This window comes from Phenylobacterium deserti (assembly GCF_003254705.1).
Taxonomy (GTDB): domain Bacteria; phylum Pseudomonadota; class Alphaproteobacteria; order Caulobacterales; family Caulobacteraceae; genus Phenylobacterium; species Phenylobacterium deserti.
This window is the reverse complement of sequence record NZ_QFYR01000001.1, coordinates 578,615-597,187: the sequence shown is the minus strand read 5'-3', so window position 1 is coordinate 597,187 and position 18,573 is coordinate 578,615. Positions and strand designations below refer to the sequence as shown.

At 69.5% G+C, this 18,573-nt stretch carries 19 protein-coding genes; 9 read left to right on the top strand and 10 right to left on the bottom strand.

From position 1 onward, the window contains the following. Positions 1-62: 62 nt before the first annotated feature. Positions 63-1,820 carry an ATP-binding protein gene (locus DJ018_RS02945; RefSeq protein WP_111513394.1) on the top strand — a complete coding sequence of 586 codons (1,758 nt, stop codon included), beginning with the start codon at positions 63-65 and terminating at the stop codon, positions 1,818-1,820. On the opposite strand, the gene DJ018_RS02940 is transcribed toward DJ018_RS02945, so the two are convergent. From DJ018_RS02940 to DJ018_RS02915, 6 genes are all read right to left on the bottom strand, one after another. After that, entirely contained in the window at positions 1,817-2,857 is a 1,041-nt protein-coding gene (locus tag DJ018_RS02940) for a sensor histidine kinase (RefSeq protein WP_111513393.1), read from the bottom strand. The two genes, DJ018_RS02945 and DJ018_RS02940, sit on opposite strands and share 4 nt — an antisense overlap. Then, on the bottom strand, positions 2,854-3,294 hold the full coding sequence (locus DJ018_RS02935) for a response regulator (protein WP_111513392.1): 441 nt from the start codon (positions 3,292-3,294) through the stop codon (positions 2,854-2,856). Before DJ018_RS02935 ends, DJ018_RS02940 begins: the two co-directional genes overlap by 4 nt. Then, positions 3,291-4,775 (bottom strand): sensor histidine kinase, encoded by a 1,485-nt coding sequence (locus DJ018_RS02930; protein ID WP_111513391.1) that lies wholly within the window; start codon positions 4,773-4,775, stop codon positions 3,291-3,293. Before DJ018_RS02930 ends, DJ018_RS02935 begins: the two co-directional genes overlap by 4 nt. 51 nt (positions 4,776-4,826) lie before the next feature. Beyond that, positions 4,827-5,528, bottom strand: a complete 702-nt coding sequence (locus DJ018_RS02925; RefSeq protein ID WP_111513390.1) for an MgtC/SapB family protein — start codon at positions 5,526-5,528, stop codon at positions 4,827-4,829. A gap of 61 nt (positions 5,529-5,589) precedes the next feature. Further along, complete coding sequence (locus DJ018_RS02920; protein ID WP_111513389.1) at positions 5,590-5,787, bottom strand: hypothetical protein; 198 nt, start codon at positions 5,785-5,787, stop codon at positions 5,590-5,592. 19 nt (positions 5,788-5,806) lie between these two features. Further along, entirely contained in the window at positions 5,807-6,553 is a 747-nt protein-coding gene (locus DJ018_RS02915; RefSeq protein WP_111513388.1) for a YebC/PmpR family DNA-binding transcriptional regulator, read from the bottom strand. Between the two features lie 120 nt (positions 6,554-6,673). On the opposite strand from DJ018_RS02915, the gene DJ018_RS02910 reads away from it, so the two are divergent. Then, positions 6,674-6,919: a hypothetical protein gene (locus DJ018_RS02910; RefSeq protein ID WP_111513387.1), complete on the top strand. Its 246-nt coding sequence runs from the start codon at positions 6,674-6,676 to the stop codon at positions 6,917-6,919. On the opposite strand, the gene DJ018_RS02905 is transcribed toward DJ018_RS02910, so the two are convergent. Further along, entirely contained in the window at positions 6,916-7,503 is a 588-nt protein-coding gene (locus DJ018_RS02905; protein WP_111513386.1) for a histidine phosphatase family protein, read from the bottom strand. The two genes, DJ018_RS02910 and DJ018_RS02905, sit on opposite strands and share 4 nt — an antisense overlap. A 133-nt stretch (positions 7,504-7,636) precedes the next feature. On the opposite strand from DJ018_RS02905, the gene DJ018_RS02900 reads away from it, so the two are divergent. Beyond that, positions 7,637-8,479, top strand: a complete 843-nt coding sequence (locus DJ018_RS02900; protein ID WP_111513385.1) for a patatin-like phospholipase family protein — start codon at positions 7,637-7,639, stop codon at positions 8,477-8,479. On the opposite strand, the gene DJ018_RS02895 is transcribed toward DJ018_RS02900, so the two are convergent. After that, entirely contained in the window at positions 8,476-9,633 is a 1,158-nt protein-coding gene (locus DJ018_RS02895) for a DegT/DnrJ/EryC1/StrS family aminotransferase (RefSeq protein ID WP_111513384.1), read from the bottom strand. The genes DJ018_RS02900 and DJ018_RS02895 overlap by 4 nt on opposite strands. An 88-nt stretch (positions 9,634-9,721) precedes the next feature. After that, positions 9,722-10,486, bottom strand: coding sequence for a class I SAM-dependent methyltransferase (locus tag DJ018_RS02890; RefSeq protein WP_111513383.1), 765 nt, complete (start codon positions 10,484-10,486; stop codon positions 9,722-9,724). 169 nt (positions 10,487-10,655) lie between these two features. Here DJ018_RS02890 and DJ018_RS02885 point away from each other — a divergent pair, with 169 nt between their 5' ends. The 6 genes from DJ018_RS02885 (at position 10,656) to DJ018_RS02860 (ending at position 17,041) form a co-directional block, all read left to right on the top strand. Then, positions 10,656-11,312, top strand: a complete 657-nt coding sequence (locus DJ018_RS02885; protein WP_111514644.1) for a LemA family protein — start codon at positions 10,656-10,658, stop codon at positions 11,310-11,312. After that, positions 11,309-12,124, top strand: coding sequence for a TPM domain-containing protein (locus DJ018_RS02880; RefSeq protein ID WP_111513382.1), 816 nt, complete (start codon positions 11,309-11,311; stop codon positions 12,122-12,124). The genes DJ018_RS02885 and DJ018_RS02880 overlap by 4 nt, the downstream gene beginning before the upstream one ends. 1 nt (position 12,125) lies before the next feature. Next, positions 12,126-12,821 carry a TPM domain-containing protein gene (locus DJ018_RS02875; protein WP_111513381.1) on the top strand — a complete coding sequence of 232 codons (696 nt, stop codon included), beginning with the start codon at positions 12,126-12,128 and terminating at the stop codon, positions 12,819-12,821. Between the two features lie 124 nt (positions 12,822-12,945). Then, positions 12,946-14,328 carry a sensor histidine kinase gene (locus DJ018_RS02870; RefSeq protein WP_133254205.1) on the top strand — a complete coding sequence of 461 codons (1,383 nt, stop codon included), beginning with the start codon at positions 12,946-12,948 and terminating at the stop codon, positions 14,326-14,328. A 60-nt stretch (positions 14,329-14,388) separates the two neighbouring features. After that, positions 14,389-14,853 (top strand): (2Fe-2S)-binding protein, encoded by a 465-nt coding sequence (locus DJ018_RS02865; RefSeq protein WP_111513379.1) that lies wholly within the window; start codon positions 14,389-14,391, stop codon positions 14,851-14,853. A gap of 1 nt (position 14,854) precedes the next feature. Further along, positions 14,855-17,041, top strand: coding sequence for a xanthine dehydrogenase family protein molybdopterin-binding subunit (locus tag DJ018_RS02860; RefSeq protein ID WP_111513378.1), 2,187 nt, complete (start codon positions 14,855-14,857; stop codon positions 17,039-17,041). On the opposite strand, the gene amaB is transcribed toward DJ018_RS02860, so the two are convergent. Beyond that, positions 17,038-18,567, bottom strand: coding sequence for an L-piperidine-6-carboxylate dehydrogenase (gene amaB, locus DJ018_RS02855; protein WP_111513377.1), 1,530 nt, complete (start codon positions 18,565-18,567; stop codon positions 17,038-17,040). The genes DJ018_RS02860 and amaB overlap by 4 nt on opposite strands. Positions 18,568-18,573: the final 6 nt, after the last annotated feature.

Below are 18,573 nucleotides of genomic sequence, written 5' to 3'. Positions count from 1 at the left end.
AGCCGGCCGTTAAGCGATTGTTCTGACTAGCGCCTTAGCCTCCGCATGCGAGGGGAAGGCGCTTGAAACTGCAGATCCAGAAGCCGAGGCTGGAAGAGCTCGACGGCGCCGCCATCGACTCCCGGCGCCTCGGCCCCAGCCGCTTCGTCGCCGCCGTGATCATCGCGGTGGGCAGCGCTCCGGCCGTCGGCGTGCCCGTGGTGGCGACCTACCTCACCCTGTCGCTGATCTTCGAGACGCTGCTGCGCTTCGTCACCGTCCCGCTGATCGAGGGACGCGCCAGCCACCACCAGCGCCTGGTCTATGTCGCCTGCGCGGTGCTCAACATCTCCGTCTGGCTCTGGCTCAGCCAGATGTTCTGGCGCTCCCCGGCCCATGGCTCGCAGTTCCTCGCCCTGTTGATCTGGGCCGGGCTGCTCATCAACGCCCTGACCTTCTCCTATCGCTCGGCGCTGGCCCTGGTGATGTATGCGGCGCCGGTCACCGCCACTCTGATCCTGACGCCCATCCTCGTTCCCCGTTGGGAGAACCCGCAGCAGACGATGGTCTGCGCGGGCACGATGATCTTCGCCTGCTACGCCATCATTTCGGGGGTGCGGAACGTCGCCACCGCCAAAGCCCTGGCCAGAGCCACCGCGGCGCTGGAGCGCGCGGTCGACGACGCAGACGCCGCCAATGCAGCGAAGTCCGCGTTTCTCGCGACCATGAGCCACGAGATCCGCACGCCGCTCAACGGTGTGATCGGCATGGCGCAGGCGATGGACCGCGACGCCCTCCCGCAGGCGCAGCGCGACCGGCTGGCGGTGATCCGCCAGGGCGGCGAGACACTTCTGAACCTGCTCAACGACATGCTCGACCTGTCGCGGATCGAAGCGGGACGCATGGAGCTGGAAGACGGGGTGGTGGACGCCGCCCAGATCGTCGAACAGGCGCTGGCCGCCTACACGGCCTTGGCGGCCGATAAGGACATCTACCTCACCGCCCATGTCGCGCCGGAGGCTCACGGCTGCTGGCGAGGCGACGCCACTCGGGTCCGCCAGATCGTCAACAACCTCGTGTCCAACGCCGTGAAGTTCACCGACAGCGGCTCGGTGCAGATCTGGGTTACCTTGTCCAACCAACGCCTGCAGATCCGGGTGTCCGACACCGGACCCGGCATCGCGCCGGAGCGCATGGCGGCGCTGTTCGACAAGTTCGTTCAGGCCGACGCCTCCACCACCCGCCGCTTCGGCGGTTCGGGCCTCGGCCTAGCCATCTGCCGCGAGCTGGCGGAGTTGATGGGCGGCGGTGTCACCGTCTCCAGCGTGGTGGGGCAGGGCTCCACCTTCACCCTGACGTTGCCGCTCGAGCGTGCGGCCGCCGGGGCCGCCAGCGCCCCCGCTCAGCCCGCCGATCCGGAAGAGCTGGAGCGCGCAGGCCTTCGGGTGCTCGCGGCGGAAGACAACCCCATGAACCGGCAAGTCCTGCAGACCTTGATGGCGCAGCTGGGGGTGGACGTGCACATCGTTGCGGACGGCGCCCAGGCGGTAGACGCAGCCGCCGCCGGCGAGTTCGACCTCATCCTCATGGATGTGCAGATGCCGGTGATGGATGGCCCCACTGCCGCCCGCGAGATCCGCGCCCTCGAAGTCGGACTTGGCCGCCGCACGCCGATCCTGGCTCTGACAGCCAACGCGATGACCCATCACGCCGAAGCCTACTTGGCCGCAGGCATGGACGGGCTGGTCGCCAAACCCATCCAGGTAGGCCGCCTCGTGGCTGAGATGGAACGGGTGCTGGCCGCACCGCCGGCCGCCGAAGAGGTCGAGCGCCGGGCCTAGGCCGGGACGCGCAGGCTGGCGCGCACACCCTGACGGTCGGTCTCGTAGACCACGTTCGAACCCAGGCTCTTGGCCATCGCCTTGATCAGGCGTCCGCCCAGGCCGGTGCCTTGCGGCGGCGCCGCTTCATCCAGGCCGCGACCGTCGTCTTCCACCGTCAGCAGCAGGTCGGCGTCGCCGGCGCGGGACAGGCCGATCCGCACTTCGCCGGGTTCGGCCGGCTCATAGGCGTATTTGCAGGCGTTGCTGATTAGTTCGTTGACGATCACCCCCAGAGAGACGGCGCGATCGGTTTGCAGCCGGATCGGCTCGACCTCCAGCTGCAGCCGCCGGGGCGCCTGCGGCGTGGACCAGGTGTCCTCCAGCTCGCGGACCAGGGCGGCCAGATAGTCCTGCATGTCCACCGTCTCCACCTCGCCCGAGGTGTAGAGCCGGCGGTGCACCTGGATGATCGCCTCGATGCGCCGTTGGGTGTCCTGCAGGGCCGCCCGCGCAGTCTCGTCGGGCAGGTACGACGCCTGCATCTGCACGAAGGCGGAAACCAGCTGCAGGCTGTTGGCTACGCGGTGGTTCACCTCGCGCAGCAGGGCTTCCAGCCGATGGTTGCTGGCCCGCAGGGCCTCTTCGGCTTCCTGGTTGCGGCGGCGCAGTTGGACTTGATCCAGCGCGCCTTCGAAGGCGTTCTCCAGAAGGTCGAAGAAATCCTCGCCGACCGTCTTCACCACATAGTCGGCGGCGCCGGCCTTCAGCGCCGCGACCGCCACCCGCGTCTCTTCCGACCCGGTGACGTAGACGATGGGCGGCGGGTTCGGGATCTCGGAGACGATGAGCTCGAGCGTGGCGAAGCCGCCCTGCCCGGGCATGTAGTGGTCCAGCGCCACCAGGTCGAAGCTCTCGGCCTGCACGCGGGCGAAGCCTTCCTCGCCGCTGGCCGCGGTCTCCACCTGGTAGCCGCGGCGCGTCAGCGCCCGCGCAACGAGCCGCCGCAGGCCTTCGTCGTCGTCGACATAAAGAACGCGGCAGTTCCGCTCGGTCACCCGGCGGCCTCGGGCACCTGGATCACCGACAGGAAAAGGCCGAGTTGGCGGATCGCGTCGGCGAAGCTCTCGTAGTTCACCGGCTTGGTGATGTAGACGTTGCAGCCCAAGTCATAGCAGCGCTGGATCTCGACCTTGTCGTCGGTGGTGGTCAGCACCACGACCGGCGTGCGCTTCAGCCGGTCGTCCGACTTGATCTTGGCCAGGATGTCCGTGCCGCTCATGTCCGGCAGGTTCAGGTCGAGCAGCACCAGGGCCGGACCGTTCATCGCCGGGCCGGCCGCGTCGAATTGCAGATAGGAAAGGGCCGAAGTCCCATCCGGGAAGTGGCGGATCTCGTTCATGATCCCCGCCCGCCGGATGTTCTTCTCGATCAGCCGCGCGTGTCCCTCGTCGTCTTCGATCATGACGATGGTGACGTGTCGCGTGTCGTTCATTCCGCGGCCCCTTCGAGGCTGAGTTTGGCCGGGAGAGAAACCCGGAAGGTCGCCCCTTGGTCAAGGGCGGACTCGACGGTCACTGTTCCGCCAAGCCGGTAGGCGAGCGCCCGCACGTGGGCCAGGCCGATGCCTTCGCCCGGCTGGTCCTGCGCCCCCGAGCGGCGGAACAGCTCGAAGATCCGCTCGTGGTCCTTGGCATCCACCCCGCGGCCGTTGTCGATCACCTCGAACTGCACGCGCCCGCCGGGCAGCCGCTGGCCGCGTACCTGGATCTGACCGGGACGGCCGGGCTTCAGATACTTCAGCGCGTTTTCCACCAGGTTCGAGAAGATCTGCTCGAAGGCCAGGCGGTCGGTGATCAGGGTTGGCAGGCCCGGCGTCACCTCGATGGTCGCGCCCACCTCATCGCTGCGGTGCTTCAGGCTGCCAGCGATGCCTTCCATCAGCTTCTGGACGTCCACCTTCTCGGGGACCAGCACCCGGCGGCCCTGGCGCGACAGCTGGAGGATGGCGTTGATCAGCCGGTCCATCTTCTGGGTGGAGTTGCGGATGAAGCCGATGGCCTCGGGCAGATCGCTTTCCACCGCCAGCCGCGCATCGGTGGTGACCAGCCCGGGCGCTTCCGCCTCGGCTTTGGCGACCATGCTCGCGAGCGGCTTGACCGACGCTTCCAGCTCGCTGGTGAAGCCCATGACGTTGACCAGCGGCGAGCGCAGGTCGTGGCTGACGATGTACGCGAAGCGCTGGATCTCGTCGTTGGCCCGCTGCAGGTCGGCGGTCCGCGCCTGGACCTCGTCCTCCAGCCCTGCGTTGAGTCGCGCCAGCTGGTTGCGCGACGCCGTCAGGTCGCGCGTGAACGCCAGGATCACCCACAGCGACCCAAGCCCGGTGACCACCAGCAAGACGCCTGCCACTGAGAGGATTCGAGTGAGGTCGGCGACGCTGGCCCGACGGTCCGCGTCCCGTTCCAGCAGCTTGGCCCGTTCCTCGCGGCTCATCCGGTCCGTGATGGCCCGGATCGCCCGCGTGCTGGCCACGCCCTCGTCGACGCCGAACCGGTCCTGCGCGCGGCCCGCTTTGGCGGCCTCGACGGAATTGTCCAGCGCCTCCAGCTGATTGCCCAGCAGCAGCCGCAAGCCCTTGATGTTGCTCTGCTGAACCGCGTTGTCGCCGGTCAGCTCCTCGATCTGGTCCAGCGCTGGGTAGAGCTCGCGCTTGGCGCGCTCGTAGACCACCAGGAACTGCGGATCACGCGACAGCAGGAAGCCGCGTCGCGCCGTCTCCACCCGCTCGTTCAGGATGCGGTAGTCCGACAGGGCCTGCTGGACCTGATAGGTGTGCGTCACCCAGGCGGTGTAGTTCAGGTTCTGCTGCAGCGCCCGGGCGCCCAGCAGCCCCGCGACCCCTACCGTCAGGAAGCCGATGATCACCGCCGCGATCACCAGGCGGTTGACGAGTTTCTGAGACAAGGCCGGCATGGCGAGGCTTGTGGCCGGGCCGCGTGCGCCTTGCAAGCTTGGCCGCGGGGGTCAGTCCTTGCGCGGTGCGACCTCGAACTCGAAGACCCGGTCGTCCTTGCAGAGGCGGGCGGCCAGCTCCTGCCCCTTCTCGGCCCCCTTGCCGCGCACCGTGGACGCCAGCTCGATCAGCTCGCCGCCTTGCAGCAGACGGTGCGTGATCGCCGAGCTGTGCAGCGAAAGCTCGTCCAGCAGCGCACGGAACTCCGGCTCGGGCAGGGCGTCCCGCCGGCGGTAGCGGACCACGACATCGATGACGCTCAGCTGCGGCACGTGGTGGTCGGCCCACCGGAAGCCCGCCAGCACCACCAGGGTGATCAACGTGCCGCCGATCGCCAGGCCGTAAAGGCTCATGCCGTAGAGAGTGCCCAGCGCCGAGGTCACCCACAGCGAGGCTGCGGTGGTCAGGCCGTGCACCGTCAGCCCCTGCCGGAAGATCACCCCGCCGCACAGGAAGCCGATGCCAGTCAGGATGCCGTGGGCCATCCGCACCGGGTCGATGCGGATCACCTCGTGGGGCGTGTCGTCCATCCAGGTGAACTGGTGCACCGCGGCGATCATCAGCGTGGAGGACGCCAGCGCCACCAGGATGTGGGTGCGAAGCCCCGCCGGCCGCCCGCGGTATTCCCGCTCCAGCCCGATCAGCCCGCCGGCCAGCGAGGCGGCGAGCAGGGGCAGCGCATAGCGCACCAGGTTCTCGTAGAGGTCGTCCATCGCGCCCTGCCAGTCCGTAGACGGACCTTCTTAAGCGCGCAGCAAGCTTGGCGGTTGCAGCTCAGAGCAGGGCCGGCAGCACCCACAGGAGGGCGACCACCGCCAGCACCGCCACCAGGATCAGCCCGGCCTTGGGCCGCGAGCCCAGGAACGGCTCCTTGGCCCGGCGGGGCTTGGCCGCCTGGCGCGCCTGCGCTTCCCGCGCCTTCTTGTAGCGACGCAGGTCGGTGACGCGGGGATCTTCGGGAGGTCGGGCCATGGCGCGGGGCCGGCGAGCCTTAGCTCGCCAGCTTCTCCAGCTCTTCGGCCGAGATGTCCTCGTTGGAGTAGACGTTCTGCACGTCGTCGTCGTCTTCCAGGCTGTCCAGCAGCTTCAGCAGCGTGGACACCGCATCGCCCGACAGCGGCGTGCGCACCTTGGGCTTCCAGGCGATGGCCGTCGACTTGGCCGCGCCGAGGCTGGCTTCCAGCGCCTGCGCCACTTCCGACAGCGACTCGAAGGCGGTGTAGACGGTGTGGCCTTCCTCGTCGGACTCCACGTCGTCGGCGCCGGCTTCGATGGCCGCCTCCATGACCTTGTCCTCGGAGCCCGCGTCCGCCGAATAGACGATCTGGCCGACCCGATCCCACATGAAGGACACCGAGCCGGTTTCGCCCAGGTTGCCGCCGTTCTTGGTGAAGATCGACCGGACGTTGGCCGCCGCGCGGTTGCGGTTGTCGGTCAGCACTTCGACGATCACGCCGACGCCGCCCGGGCCGAAGCCCTCGTAGCGGATCTCTTCATAGGTCTCGGCGTCGCCGCCGATGGCCTTCTTGATCGCCCGGTCGATCACGTCCTTGGACATGGACTCGGCCTTGGCGTTGGCGACAGCCAGCCGCAGGCGCGGGTTCATGTTCGGGTCCGGCAGGCCGGTCTTGGCCGCCACGGTGATTTCCCGCGAAAGCTTGGAGAACAGCTTCGAGCGGACCGCGTCCTGGCGGCCCTTGCGGTGCATGATGTTCTTGAACTTTGAGTGTCCGGCCATGTCCGTCCGCGGCAGGTCAAATGGATCGATGTGGGCCCGCTTCTACCCTCCGGCGTGCGCTCGCGGAACCCCTGCCATGGGAAAGGGTTAGCTGGGGAGTTCAGCGGCGGAGGCTGTAAGGTGAGCGACCATACCCTCGACTTCGTGGATGACATCCTGCCGGAGGAGCCGAACGGCGAGCTGGTGCACTGGATGGAGCCCAAGCCCCTCAGTCTGGGCGCTGTCGGGATCACCGCGGCCACGGCCGGCGCCTTCGCCATCGGCGTGGCGGCCACCCTGGGCGTTCTCGCGGTGCTGCACCTCTTGGGCCCCGACCGGGAAGCGGCCGACATCCCGCGCCGGCTGAAGAAGCTGCGGAAAAGCTAGGCCGCCAGCTCGCACGCGATCCGCTCGATCGCCCCGCCTTGCAGGCGGAAGATCGCGTCCTGCGGCGCGTCCTGTCCCGGAACCACGCCTTCCGGCAGGCTGCCATAGACCCCACGGAGAACGCGCCCGGCCACCCCATGGCTGACCGCGATCACCCGCCGCTCCGGCTCGGCGGGCAGGCTGTCCAGCCAGCTTTGCATGCGCGCGCACACCTGGGCGTAGCTTTCGCCCGTCGGCGCATGGAACGCCCAGCCGGTCTTGCCGAACGCTTCGGGATACTCGGCCGCCAACTGGTCGCGCAGCCGCCCGTCCCACGCCCCCCAGGACAGCTCGATCAGCCGCGGCTCGTTCTCGATCTCGGTGACGCCGAGCGCTTCAGCGATGATCTCGGCGGTGCGCCGCGCCCGGCCGAGGGGGCTCGAGACGACGCGCCATCCCGCGCCGCCGCCGGTCAGGTCCTTGAGCAGAGCTCCGGCCGCCGCGGCCTGCCGCAGGCCCAGTTCGGTCAGCGGTGAATCCACATGGCCCTGCAGGCGCCGCTCGCGATTGAACTCGGTCTGGCCGTGACGGACGAGATAGATCATGCCCCGCTCATAAGGGCCGCGCCCGCCGCGCGCAAAGCCGCCGCTCGACGCAGGGCTGGACGGGCGGGGGCGGCGCAGCCGATGGTCCGCGCGGGCTCTTCACCGAGCCGCGCCTGGTTGAGCTGGAGAGCACATGACGAAACGCGCCTTGGTGCTGGGCGGCGGCGGCCCGGTGGGCATCGGCTGGGAATGCGGCCTGATCGCCGGCTTCGCCCAGAACGGCGTCGATCTCGGCCAGGCCGACTTCATTCTGGGCACCTCGGCCGGCGCCTTCGTGGGCGCCCAGTTGGCTGCGGGCCTGGAGACCGTGCGCCTCGCCGACGCCATCCTTGAGCCACGCGAGCCGCGGCCCGAGCGCCCCACCGCCGGCCCTGCGCCCAACCTCGGCACGCTGATGGCCATGATGGCCGAGCTCAACAGCGGCACCCGAAACCCGGCGGAAGGCCGCGCGGAAATCGGGGCTTACGCCCTAGCCGCGCAGACCGCCTCGGAGGCCGACTTCCTGCGCTACTTCGAAAGTCACCTGGGCGATGCGGCTTTCCCGGCGCGCTTCGCCTGCACCGCGGTGGACGCCCAGGACGGCGGCTTCCAGCTCTGGACGGAACAGAGCGGCGTGGATCTCATCCCGGCGGTGGCGTCCAGCTGCAGCGTGCCTGGCATCTTCCCGCCGGTGACCGTCCAGGGCCGCCGCTACGTGGATGGCGGCCTGCGCTCCATCACCAATCTCGACCTGGCGGTGGGCTACGAGACGGTGGTGCTGGTCGCGCCCGTCTCATTCAACCTCGATCCCGAGATCCAGGACCTGCAGGACGGCGGCGCGGTGGTAGTCACCATCACCCCTGACGAGGCCAGCGTGGAAGCCTTCGGCCCGAACGTGATGGACGAAAGCCGGCGTGCCGACGCCGCCCGCGCCGGTCTCGCCCAGGCTGCGATCCAGGCCGAGGTCCTGCGCGGGATCTGGGACAGCGCCGCCTAGGAAACGAAGCTGCGGATCGCTCCGATGATGGTGTCCTGGTCGTCGGTTGACAGGTAGGGGTGCATCGGCAGGCTGATCACCTTGGCGGACGCCGCCTCGGTGACCGGCAATCCGCCCGGCGCGGTCGGATACACCGAATAGACGCCCTGCTTGTGGATCGGGATGGGATAGTAGACCGCCGTCGGCACGTCCTGCTCGCGCAGGTGCGCGGCCAAACCGTCGCGGTTCTCGGTCTCGATGGTGTACTGGGCCCAGACCGACACCCCGCCCTCAATCACCGTCGGCGTCCTGACCACGTCCGACAGCCCCTCGGCATAGCGCGCGGCCACCCGGTTCCGGGCGTCGATCTCGTCGGCGAAGATAGTCAGCTTCTGCAGCAGGACGGCGGCCTGGATCGTGTCCATCCGACTGTTCGTGCCCACGCGCACGTTCAGGTACTTCGGATCGTGCTCGAAGGTCTTGCCCTCGATGTCCGACTTCACCGCCTGCCCGTGCACGCGCAGCGAGACCAGCAGGTCGTGGAAGAGCGGGTCCTTGGACAGCACCGCCCCGCCGTCCCCATACGCGCCCAACGGCTTGGCGGGGAAGAAGGAGGTGGTGGCCACGTCGGCCCAGTGGATCGGGTGCTCGCCGTTCAGGGTGCACCCAAAGCCCTGGGCGCTGTCGGCCAGCAGCTTGAGGCCGTGCTTGCGGGCGATGGCGGCGATGGCCGGATAGTCCGCCGGCTGGCCGAACAGGTCCACCGCGAACACCGCCTTCGGCGTCAGCTCGCCCTTGGCCTTCACCGCCTCGATGGCGGCGTCCAGGCTGGCCGGATCCATGTTGTAGGTGTCGGGCAGGATGTCCACGAACACCGGCGATGCGCCCACCAGCGGCATGGCCTCCGCCGTCGCCGCGAAGGTGAAGGAGGGGCAGAACACCGCGTCGCCCGGCCCGATGTCCCAGGCCATCAGCGGCAGCACCAGAGCGTCGGTGCCCGAGGCGCAGGACAGCACGTGCGGCGCGCGGCCGAACTCGCCTAGGGCGGTCTCCAGCTGCCCGATCTCGGGACCCATGATGAAGGCGCCCGACCGCACGACCTTCAGGATCGCGTCCTCCAGGGGCTGGCCCAGGCGCTGGCGTTGGCTCTGAAGGTCGATGAAGGGAATGGGCATCGGGGCGGCATCTCGCAGAATCAGTAGCGGGCTAATGCCACGCGCCGCCCCGCTCGGCCAAACACGGTTGATGACCGTCTGTTGCGGCTCAGATCCGCTTGAAGATGAAGATCTTCCCGACCGCGCCGTGGTCGATCGGCGGACGGTCCAGCACAAAGCCGGCCTGCTCTGCGAACGGGACCGGGTCGGCTACGTAGTAGGTCAGCCGCTCGGCGGAACGCCGCACGACCGCGCCCCGGGCGTCCCGCTCCACATATTCGATCACCTGGTCAAAGCGGCCGATCCGCTCGCGGAACCGGCGCTCCAGGACGTGCAGCTGCAGTCGCCCGCCACCGGGCAGCGCCTCGTCCAGCACGATCGCCTCGCGCGCCGGCGGCGGCCCGCGCATGTGCTCGGCCAGCGGCAGGTGGACGGCGGCCATGCCGCCCGGCTCCAGGTGCGCGGCCATGGTCCGGAAGGTGTTCTTCCAGGCAGTCCCCGCCGGCACGTGGGCCAGGGTGAAGAAGGGGCAAAGCACCGCCTGAAAGCTGCGCTTCAGGTTCAGGTCCGTCATGTCGCCCTGCAGCAGCCGGATGCGCTCGGCGGCCTCCGGGGGCAGGGCGGCCCGGCGCGCCTCGGCCTGCTTCAGCATCGACGGCGCCAGGTCCACGCCGGTGACGAGGTAGCCGCGCAGGGCCAGCGCCTCGGTGATGCGGCCGGTGCCGCAACCCAGCTCCAGCACCTCGCCGCCGGGCGCGGCCAGCCCCGCATAGATGTCGATGTCTCCGGGCAGCGACGCGTCGGTGGCGGTCACCACGTCATAGAAGGCCGCGCTCAGGCCGCGTTCGACGTAGTAGGGACGCACCTGCGCCATCTCCGGAACTCCCGCGCCCGTTGAAGCTTGTCTGCTCCGGCTCCGTCATGGCTGGCCGGTTGCGCTGGATCAAGGACGGGACAACATATGCGTCTGCAAGCTTGGGCTTGAACCTGATCGGGAGCTTCGCCACGTGACGACCCTGCGCAACCGTTTCGCTCGCCTCGCGATGATCGCGCTCGCGCCTGTGCTGATCGCCGGCTGCGGCATCAACACCATCCCGACCAAGGAAGAGCAGGCTCGGGCGGCCTGGGCCGAGGTCCAGAACCAGTATCAGCGCCGCAGCGATCTGATCCCCAATCTGGTCAACACCGTGCGCGGCTACGCGGCCCAGGAGCGCGGCGTGCTGGTGGAGGTGACCCAGGCGCGCGCCTCGGCCACCCAGGTGCGGGTGGACGCCTCCACCCTGACCAACCCCCAGGCCTTCCAGGAGTACGCCCAGGCGCAGGACCGGCTTTCCGGCGTGCTCGGTCGGCTGATGATGATCACCGAGAACTATCCGCAGCTGCAGTCCAACCAGAACTTCCTGGCGCTGCAGAGCCAGCTGGAAGGCACCGAAAACCGGATCGCCATCGCCCGGCGCGACTACAACGAGGCGGTTCGCGACTACAACACCACCCTGCGCACCTTCCCGCAGGTGATCTGGGCCAAGACCATGCATGGCGGCTCGCAGCCGATGCAGCTGTTCTCCGCCTCGGTTCAGGCGCAGACCGCGCCCACCGTCAGCTTCGACACCGCGCCGCCCGCCGCGCCCGGGGCCCTGCCGCCCGGCCAGGCTCCGGCGGCGGCTCCGGCCCAAGCTCCGGCGCCTCAGCCCGCTCAGTGAGCGCCGTCCGCACCATCGCCGCCGCTGCGCTCGCCGGGCTCCTCTGGCTCGGCGCAGGCGCGGCGTCGGCGCAGCCCAAGTTCCCGCCCCTGACCGGCCGGGTGGTGGACAACGCCGCCATCCTGTCTCCGGCGGCCGAGCAGCGGCTGGACGGCGATCTGGCGCGGCTGGAAGCCCAGACCGGCCGCCAGGTGGTGGTCGCCACGGTTCCGGACCTCCAGGGGTACGAGATCGAGGAGTACGGCTACCAGCTTGGCCGGACCTGGGGCATCGGACGCGAAAAGCAGGATGACGGCGCGATCTTCCTTGTCGCGCCCAAGGAACGGAAAGTCCGCATCGAGGTGGGCTACGGCCTGGAGCCGGTGCTCACCGACGCGCTTTCCAGCGTCATTCTCCAGCAACGAGTGCTGCCCAGGTTCCGGGCTGGCGAGATGGAGCAGGGCGTCGTCGACGGGACCGAAGCCCTCATCGCTCAGCTCGCACTGCCCGAAGACCAGGCCAGGGCCAACGTCGCCCAGGCCGCGCAACTGGAGCAGCCCAGCGGCGACGGCGGCCTGCCGATCGGCGCCCTGGTCGCCATGTTCATCTTCTTCTGGATCTTCGCCGGCGCGCTCCGGGCGTTCGGCGGCGGCGGGCGTCGAGGGCGACGCGGCGGCGGCGGCGGCCTGTGGTGGCTCCTGCCGCTCATCCTCTCCAACAACGGTCGCGGTGGCGGCGGTTGGGGCGGTGGTGGCGGTGGCGGCTGGGGCGGCGGCGGCTTCTCGGGCGGCGGCGGCTCGTTCGGCGGCGGCGGATCTTCGGGGAGCTGGTGAGATGACGCTGACCCCTTCGGACGTTTCCGCCATCCAGGCGGCTGTGCGCGAGGCCGAAGCCCGCACCACGGGCGAGATCTATTGCGTGGTGGCGGAGGAAAGCTCCGACTACGGCGAAACGCCACTGGCTTGGGCGGCCGGCGTCGCCCTGCTGGGTCCTGCCATTCTCCTGCTGGCCGGCGTGCATGTCAGTGCGCCGGACCTGCTGGGCGGCTGGTCGGCGGTGCAGGCGGGCGCGCTGGCCGAACGCGCCGCGCGGGACGCGCTGCTGGGCGCAGTGATGCTGCAGGCGGTGCTGTTCGCCGCAACCTTCCTCCTGGCCTCCATTCCGGCCGTGCGCCGGGTTCTGACGCCAAGACCCTTCAAGCGCGAGCGGGTGCGCCGCCTGGCCCAGGCTCAGTTCCTGGCCAAGAACCTGCACCAGACGCGCGAGCGGACCGGCGTGCTGATCTTCGTCTCCTTCGCCGAACACATGGCCGAGATCATCGCCGACGAGGGCATCGCCTCACAGGTGGAGCCCGGCGTCTGGGACCGCGCCATGGCGGCTCTGGTCGCCGGTCTGAAGCGCGGCGAGCCGGCGGCCGGCTTTGCGGCGGCGGTGGGCCTCTGCGCCGACATCCTGGCCGAGCGCTTCCCCGCTCGTACCGACAATCCGAACGAACTGCCGGACATGGTGGTCATCTTGCCGCGCGTCTGAGGCTTCCGGTCGCGTTGTCATAGCGCCGCTTCGCCGTCCAGCATCCTGCACACACAGCATTTGGTGTTGTGCAGCCCATGCGCGCATACCAATGTAATTCGCGCGATGGGAGAGGGCGGGCTCCGTGGAAGATCGGATGGACCTGGTGCGGACAGAACATCCGACCTTCCGCGACATGGCGGAAACCCTGGGACTTGGCATGCCCTTCCAGATGCATGCCTCCGCTGACGGAACATTCAAGCGCTTCACCTACATTGGCTCCAGCTGCGAAGCGCTGACGGGCGTCGCGCCGGCCGCGGCCTTGATGAACCCCGACCTCCTCTACAACTGCATCCTGGAAGAGCACCGGCCCTGCTACCTGGACGCCGAGCGCGCCGCCCTGGCCGAGCGGCGGCCCTTTCGCATGGAAGTGCTGATCCACGGCCCGGAGGGCCAGTTGCGCTGGGCTCGCATCGTGTCGGCCCCGCGGTTTCTCGGCGACGGCTCCACCCTGTGGGACGGCTTGGTCACCGACATCACCGAAAGCCGCCGTCTGGAGCAGGCTCTGGAGCGGCAGCGCCGCCGCATGGAGCTGGCGGTGGAGGCCACGGGTCTTGGCCTGTGGGAGTGGGACCTGAGGACCGGTGACGTGGTGTGGTCGGAGCACAACCGGGAGATCTTCGGTGTGGCGCCGGGCGCGTCGGTGACGCTGGACACCTACCTGCGCCACATCCACCCGGACGACCTGGAGCTCACCCGCCGCACCTTCCTTCATGCGCGGGACAAGGCGGTGGGGCCGAACTTCTCGCTTGAGCACCGCATCGTCACCGACGCCGGCGAGGTGAAGTGGCTGATGATGAGCGGCCGCATGATCCGCGATGCGCGCGGTCCGGCCTTGGTGGTCGGCACCACCCTGGACGTCACCGAGCGCCGCACGGCGGAAGAACGCAGCCTGCTGATGATGGGCGAGCTCGCCCACCGCTCCAAGAACGGCATGCAGATCATGGCCGCCATGGTCCGGCAAGCGGCCCAGGGCGCCGACACGGTGCAGGCGATGGAGGCGGTGCTGTCCGCGCGCATTCGCGCCATGGCCGCCTCTCAAGATCTTCTGACCGCCTCCGGAGGCCAGGCGGTGGGGCTTGGCGACCTGTTCGACCAGGTCCTCACCATGTTCGATCTCGGGCGCTTCCAGATCGACCTGGCGCTGCGCCAGGTGACCATGAGCGGCGAAACGGCGATCGGCGTGGCCCTGCTTCTGCACGAGCTCGGCACCAACGCGGTGAAGCATGGGGCCTTGTCGCGGGCCGGTGGTATGGTCCTCATCTCGGTCCAGCCCGCGCCGGATGGGTGCGCCGCCTTCCGGTGGCGCGAGCAGGGGGGGCCGGAAGTCGCCCCCAGCGGCCGGCGCGGTTTCGGCAGTCGCTTGCTGGAGGCCGCCCTGCGCGACCGCGGGGGCAGGGTGGAGTCAAGCTTCGAGCCGACCGGCTTCTCGGCCGTCATCGAGATCAAGATCCCGGACCTGCGTTGAGGCCGCTTGCGCCCGGCGCATCGGCGCCACTAGCTTCCGCTGGATAACGGAGGGGCGCCCATGGCCTTCAAGCTCAACGTCAACGGAAAGGTCCGCGAGGCGGACGTCGATCCGGACACCCCTCTGCTCTGGACCCTGCGCGACGCCCTGGGCGTCCTCGGCCCCAAGTTCGGCTGCGGCGTCGGCCAGTGCGGCGCCTGCACCGTCCATCTGGACGGCCAGCCGATCCGCTCCTGCGTGACCCCGGTGTCGGCGGTGCAGGGCAAGATCACCACCATTGAAGGGATCGGCGCCTCTGCCGTCGGGCAGCGGGTGCAGCAGGCCTGGACCGAACTGGACGTCGCCCAGTGCGGCTACTGCCAGCCGGGACAGATCATGTCGGCCACCGCCCTGCTGACCAAGAACCCCAAGCCCACGGACGCGGACATCGACGCGGCCATGAACGGCAACATCTGCCGCTGCGCCACCTACGGGCGGATCCGCGCGGCCATCAAGCGGGCCTCCGGCCAGCGCGGGGAGGCGTAGCATGACCGTCCAGACGTCCCGCCGCGAGTTCATGAAGGCCGGCGCCGTGTCCGGCGGCCTGGTCCTGGCTTTCGCCCTCGCGCCCAAGGCCGGCGCGCAGGGGCAGCAGCCGGCGACCCCGCCGCTGCAGCCCTTCAACGCCTATGTCCGGATCGCGCCGGACGAGACGGTGACCATCACCTCCAAGAACCCGGAAGTGGGGCAGGGCATCAAGACCATGCTGCCCATGCTGATCGCCGAGGAGCTGGACGTGGACTGGAGCAAGGTCCGCATCGTCCAGGCCGACAACGATCCGACCATCTATGGCCGCCAGTTCGCCGGCGGCAGCATGGCCACGCCCCTGCACTGGGAAGAGCTGCGCCGTGTGGGCGGTGCGGGCCGCGCCATGCTGATCGCCGCCGCCGCGCGAGGGTGGGGCGTCTCGCCCGCCGAATGCACGACGACGCCTGGCGTGGTGGTGCACGCCGCCTCCGGGCGCCGTGCGACCTACGGCAGCCTGGCCGCCAAGGCCGCCGCCGTCCCGGTGCCCGATCCCAAGAGCCTGACGCTCAAGGACCCGGCCGCCTACCGCATCATCGGCAAGCCGCGCGCTCAGTACGACACAGCCAAGATCGTCACCGGTCAGCCCCTGTTCGGCATCGATGTTCAGGTGCCCGGGATGCTGTATGCCACATACGAGAAGGCGCCCGTGTTCGGCGCCAAGGTGGCGGGCGCCGACCTCGCGGCGGCGCAAGGCGTCAAGGGGGTCCGCAAGGCCTTCGTGGTCGAGGGCGGGACCGAGCTTTCCGGCCTGCTGCCCGGCGTCGCCGTGGTCGCCGACAGCTGGTGGGCCGCCCGAAAGGGCCGCGATCGCCTCAACATCCGCTGGGCCGAACACCCCACCTCGGCGCAGAGCAGCGCCGGCTTCCAGGCTCGCGCCGATGAACTCGCCAAGGCTAAGCCTCAGAAAAACCTCAGGAACGATGGCGACATCGACGCCGCCCTGAAGGGCGCCGCCCGGACCGTCCAGGCCGCCTACGCCTACCCCTTCCTGGCCCACGCGCCCCTCGAGCCGCAGAACTGCACCGCCCATTTCCAGAACGGCAAGCTCGAGATCTGGGCCCCCACCCAGAACCCCGAGCCCGGCCGCCAGCTCACCGCCCGCACCCTCGGCATCAAGCCCGAGGACATCACCATCCACATGATCCGCGGCGGCGGCGGCTTCGGCCGACGACTGTCTAATGACTACATGGTGGAGGCGGCCTGGATCGCCCGCGAAACCGGCCGGCCCGTGAAGCTGCTGTGGACCCGCGAGGACGACCTGAGGCACGACTTCTATCGCCCGGCCGGCTTCCACTATCTGTCCGGCGGCCTGGACGCCTCGGGCAAGTTGGTCGCCTGGCACGACCACTTCGTGACCTTCGGCGAGGGCGACCAGTACGCGCCCAGCGCCCGGATGAGCGAGAACGAGTTCCCGGCCCGCTTCGTCCCGAACTGCCGCCTCGACGTCTCGACCATGCCGATCGGCGTGCCCACCGGGCCGCTGCGCGCGCCGGGCTCCAACGCCCTGGCCTTCGTCATGCAGTCCTTCATCGACGAGCTGGCCCACGCCGCCGGCGCGGACCCCTACGAGTTCCGCATGCGCCTGCTCGCGGCCCAGACGGAAGTCCCCGAGGGCCAGGGCGCCTTCAACCCGCGCCGCATGGAAGGCGCCCTGCGCGCCGTCGCGGAGATGAGCGGCTGGGGCAAGACCAAGCTTCCGGCCCGCACCGGCATGGGCATCGCCTTCTACTACAGCCACCTCGGCTACTTCGCCGAAGTGGTCCGCGCCTCGGTCGACGCCGACGGCAATGTGACGCCGGAGAAGGTCTGGGTGGCGGGCGACGTGGGCCGCCAGATCATCAACCCCTTCGGCGCCCTGAACCAGGTGGAAGGCTCGGCCCTCGACGGCCTGTCCGAAGCCCTGCACCAGAAGGTCACCATCGAGAACGGCGCAGCGGTCGAAAGTAACTTCGACACCTACCCGTTGATGCGCATCTCCGAGGCGCCGCCGGTCGAGGTGAAGTTCGTCACAACGGACTTCCCGCCGACCGGGCTTGGCGAGCCGGCTTTGCCGCCGGTCATCCCGGCGCTTTGCAACGCGGTCTTCGCCGCCACCGGCAAGCGGGTGCGCAGCCTGCCAATCGACCCGGCGCAGCTGAAGGCCTAGAGGTCGAAGCTGACGCCTTGGGCCAGCGGCAGGGTGCGGCCGTAGTTCACCGTGTTGGTGGCGCGGCGCATGTAGGCCTTCCAGCTGTCGGAGCCGGCTTCGCGCCCGCCGCCGGTCTCCTTCTCGCCGCCGAAGGCGCCGCCGATCTCGGCGCCTGAGGGCCCGATGTTGATGTTGGCGATGCCGCAGTCGGAGCCGCGCGGGCTGACGAACAGCTCGGCTTCGCGGATGTCGTTGGTGAAGATCGAGGACGACAGGCCCTGCGGTACGTCGTTCTGCAGCGCGATCGCCTGCTCCAGGTCCGAGTAGCGCATCACGTAGAGGATCGGCGCAAAGGTCTCGCGCACCACCGGGCCTGCTTGCGAGGGCATCTCCACTAGCGCTGGGCGAACATAGGTCCCGCCGCAGCCCGCCACCTCGACCTCGCCGCCGCCCGTCACCTGACCGCCAGCCGCGCGCGCCTCGTCCAGAGCACGCTGCATCGCCGCGAGGGAGCCTTCGTCGATCAAGGGACCGACCAGGGTTCCGGCTTGCCGCGGATCGCCGACGCGCACGGATCCGTACGCGGCCTTCAGGCGCGGCAGGAAGGCGTCATAGAGGCTGTCGTGCACGAACAGGCGGCGCAGGGTGGTGCAGCGCTGTCCGGCGGTGCCCATAGCCGCAAAGGCGACGCCGCGCAGCGTCAGGTCGAGGTCTGCGGTCGGAGCGACGATGGCCGCGTTGTTGCCGCCCAGCTCGAGAAGGCTGCGGGCGAAGCGGGCCGCCAGGCGCGGTCCCACCGCGCGGCCCATGGCCGTTGACCCGGTGGCCGACACCAGAGGAACCTTCGGATGATCGACCAGGGCTTCACCAACCTCGCGGCCGCCGAGGACGACCGTGGAAAGATCGGCTGGCGCGTCGCCGAAGCGCGCCGCGGCGCGCTCGAACAGAGCCTGGACCGCGAGCGCGGTGAGGGGGGTCTTCTCCGAAGGCTTCCAGACCACGGGATCGCCGCAGACCAGGGCCAGGCAGGCGTTCCAGGACCACACAGCGACGGGAAAGTTGAACGCGCTGATGACGCCCACGACCCCTAGCGGATGCCAGGTTTCCATCATGCGGTGGTCTGGGCGCTCGGTCGCGAGGGTCAGGCCGAACAGCTGGCGTGAGAGACCGACCGCGTAGTCGCAGATGTCGATCATCTCCTGAACTTCGCCCTGAGCCTCGGAGACGATCTTGCCGGCTTCCAGTGTGACGAGGGCGGCGAGGTCGGTCTTCGCCGCACGCAGCTCCTCGCCGAAAAGCCGGACCAGTTCGCCTCGACGCGGAGCCGGCACGTTGCGCCAGGCCAGGAACGCTGCATGCGCGGCTTCTACCGCGGCGGCGACGCCGGCGGCGTCGGTGTCGTGCACTTGGCCGAGGGTCTCGCCAGTGACGGGCGAGTGGACGGCGCGCGCTCCACCCGTCCAACGTTCGGCCGGAACGCCCAGGCGTTCGAGGATCGCGGCGGCGTCGGCGGCGGCCGAGCCGATCTTGCTCTGCAGGGTCATGGGCTT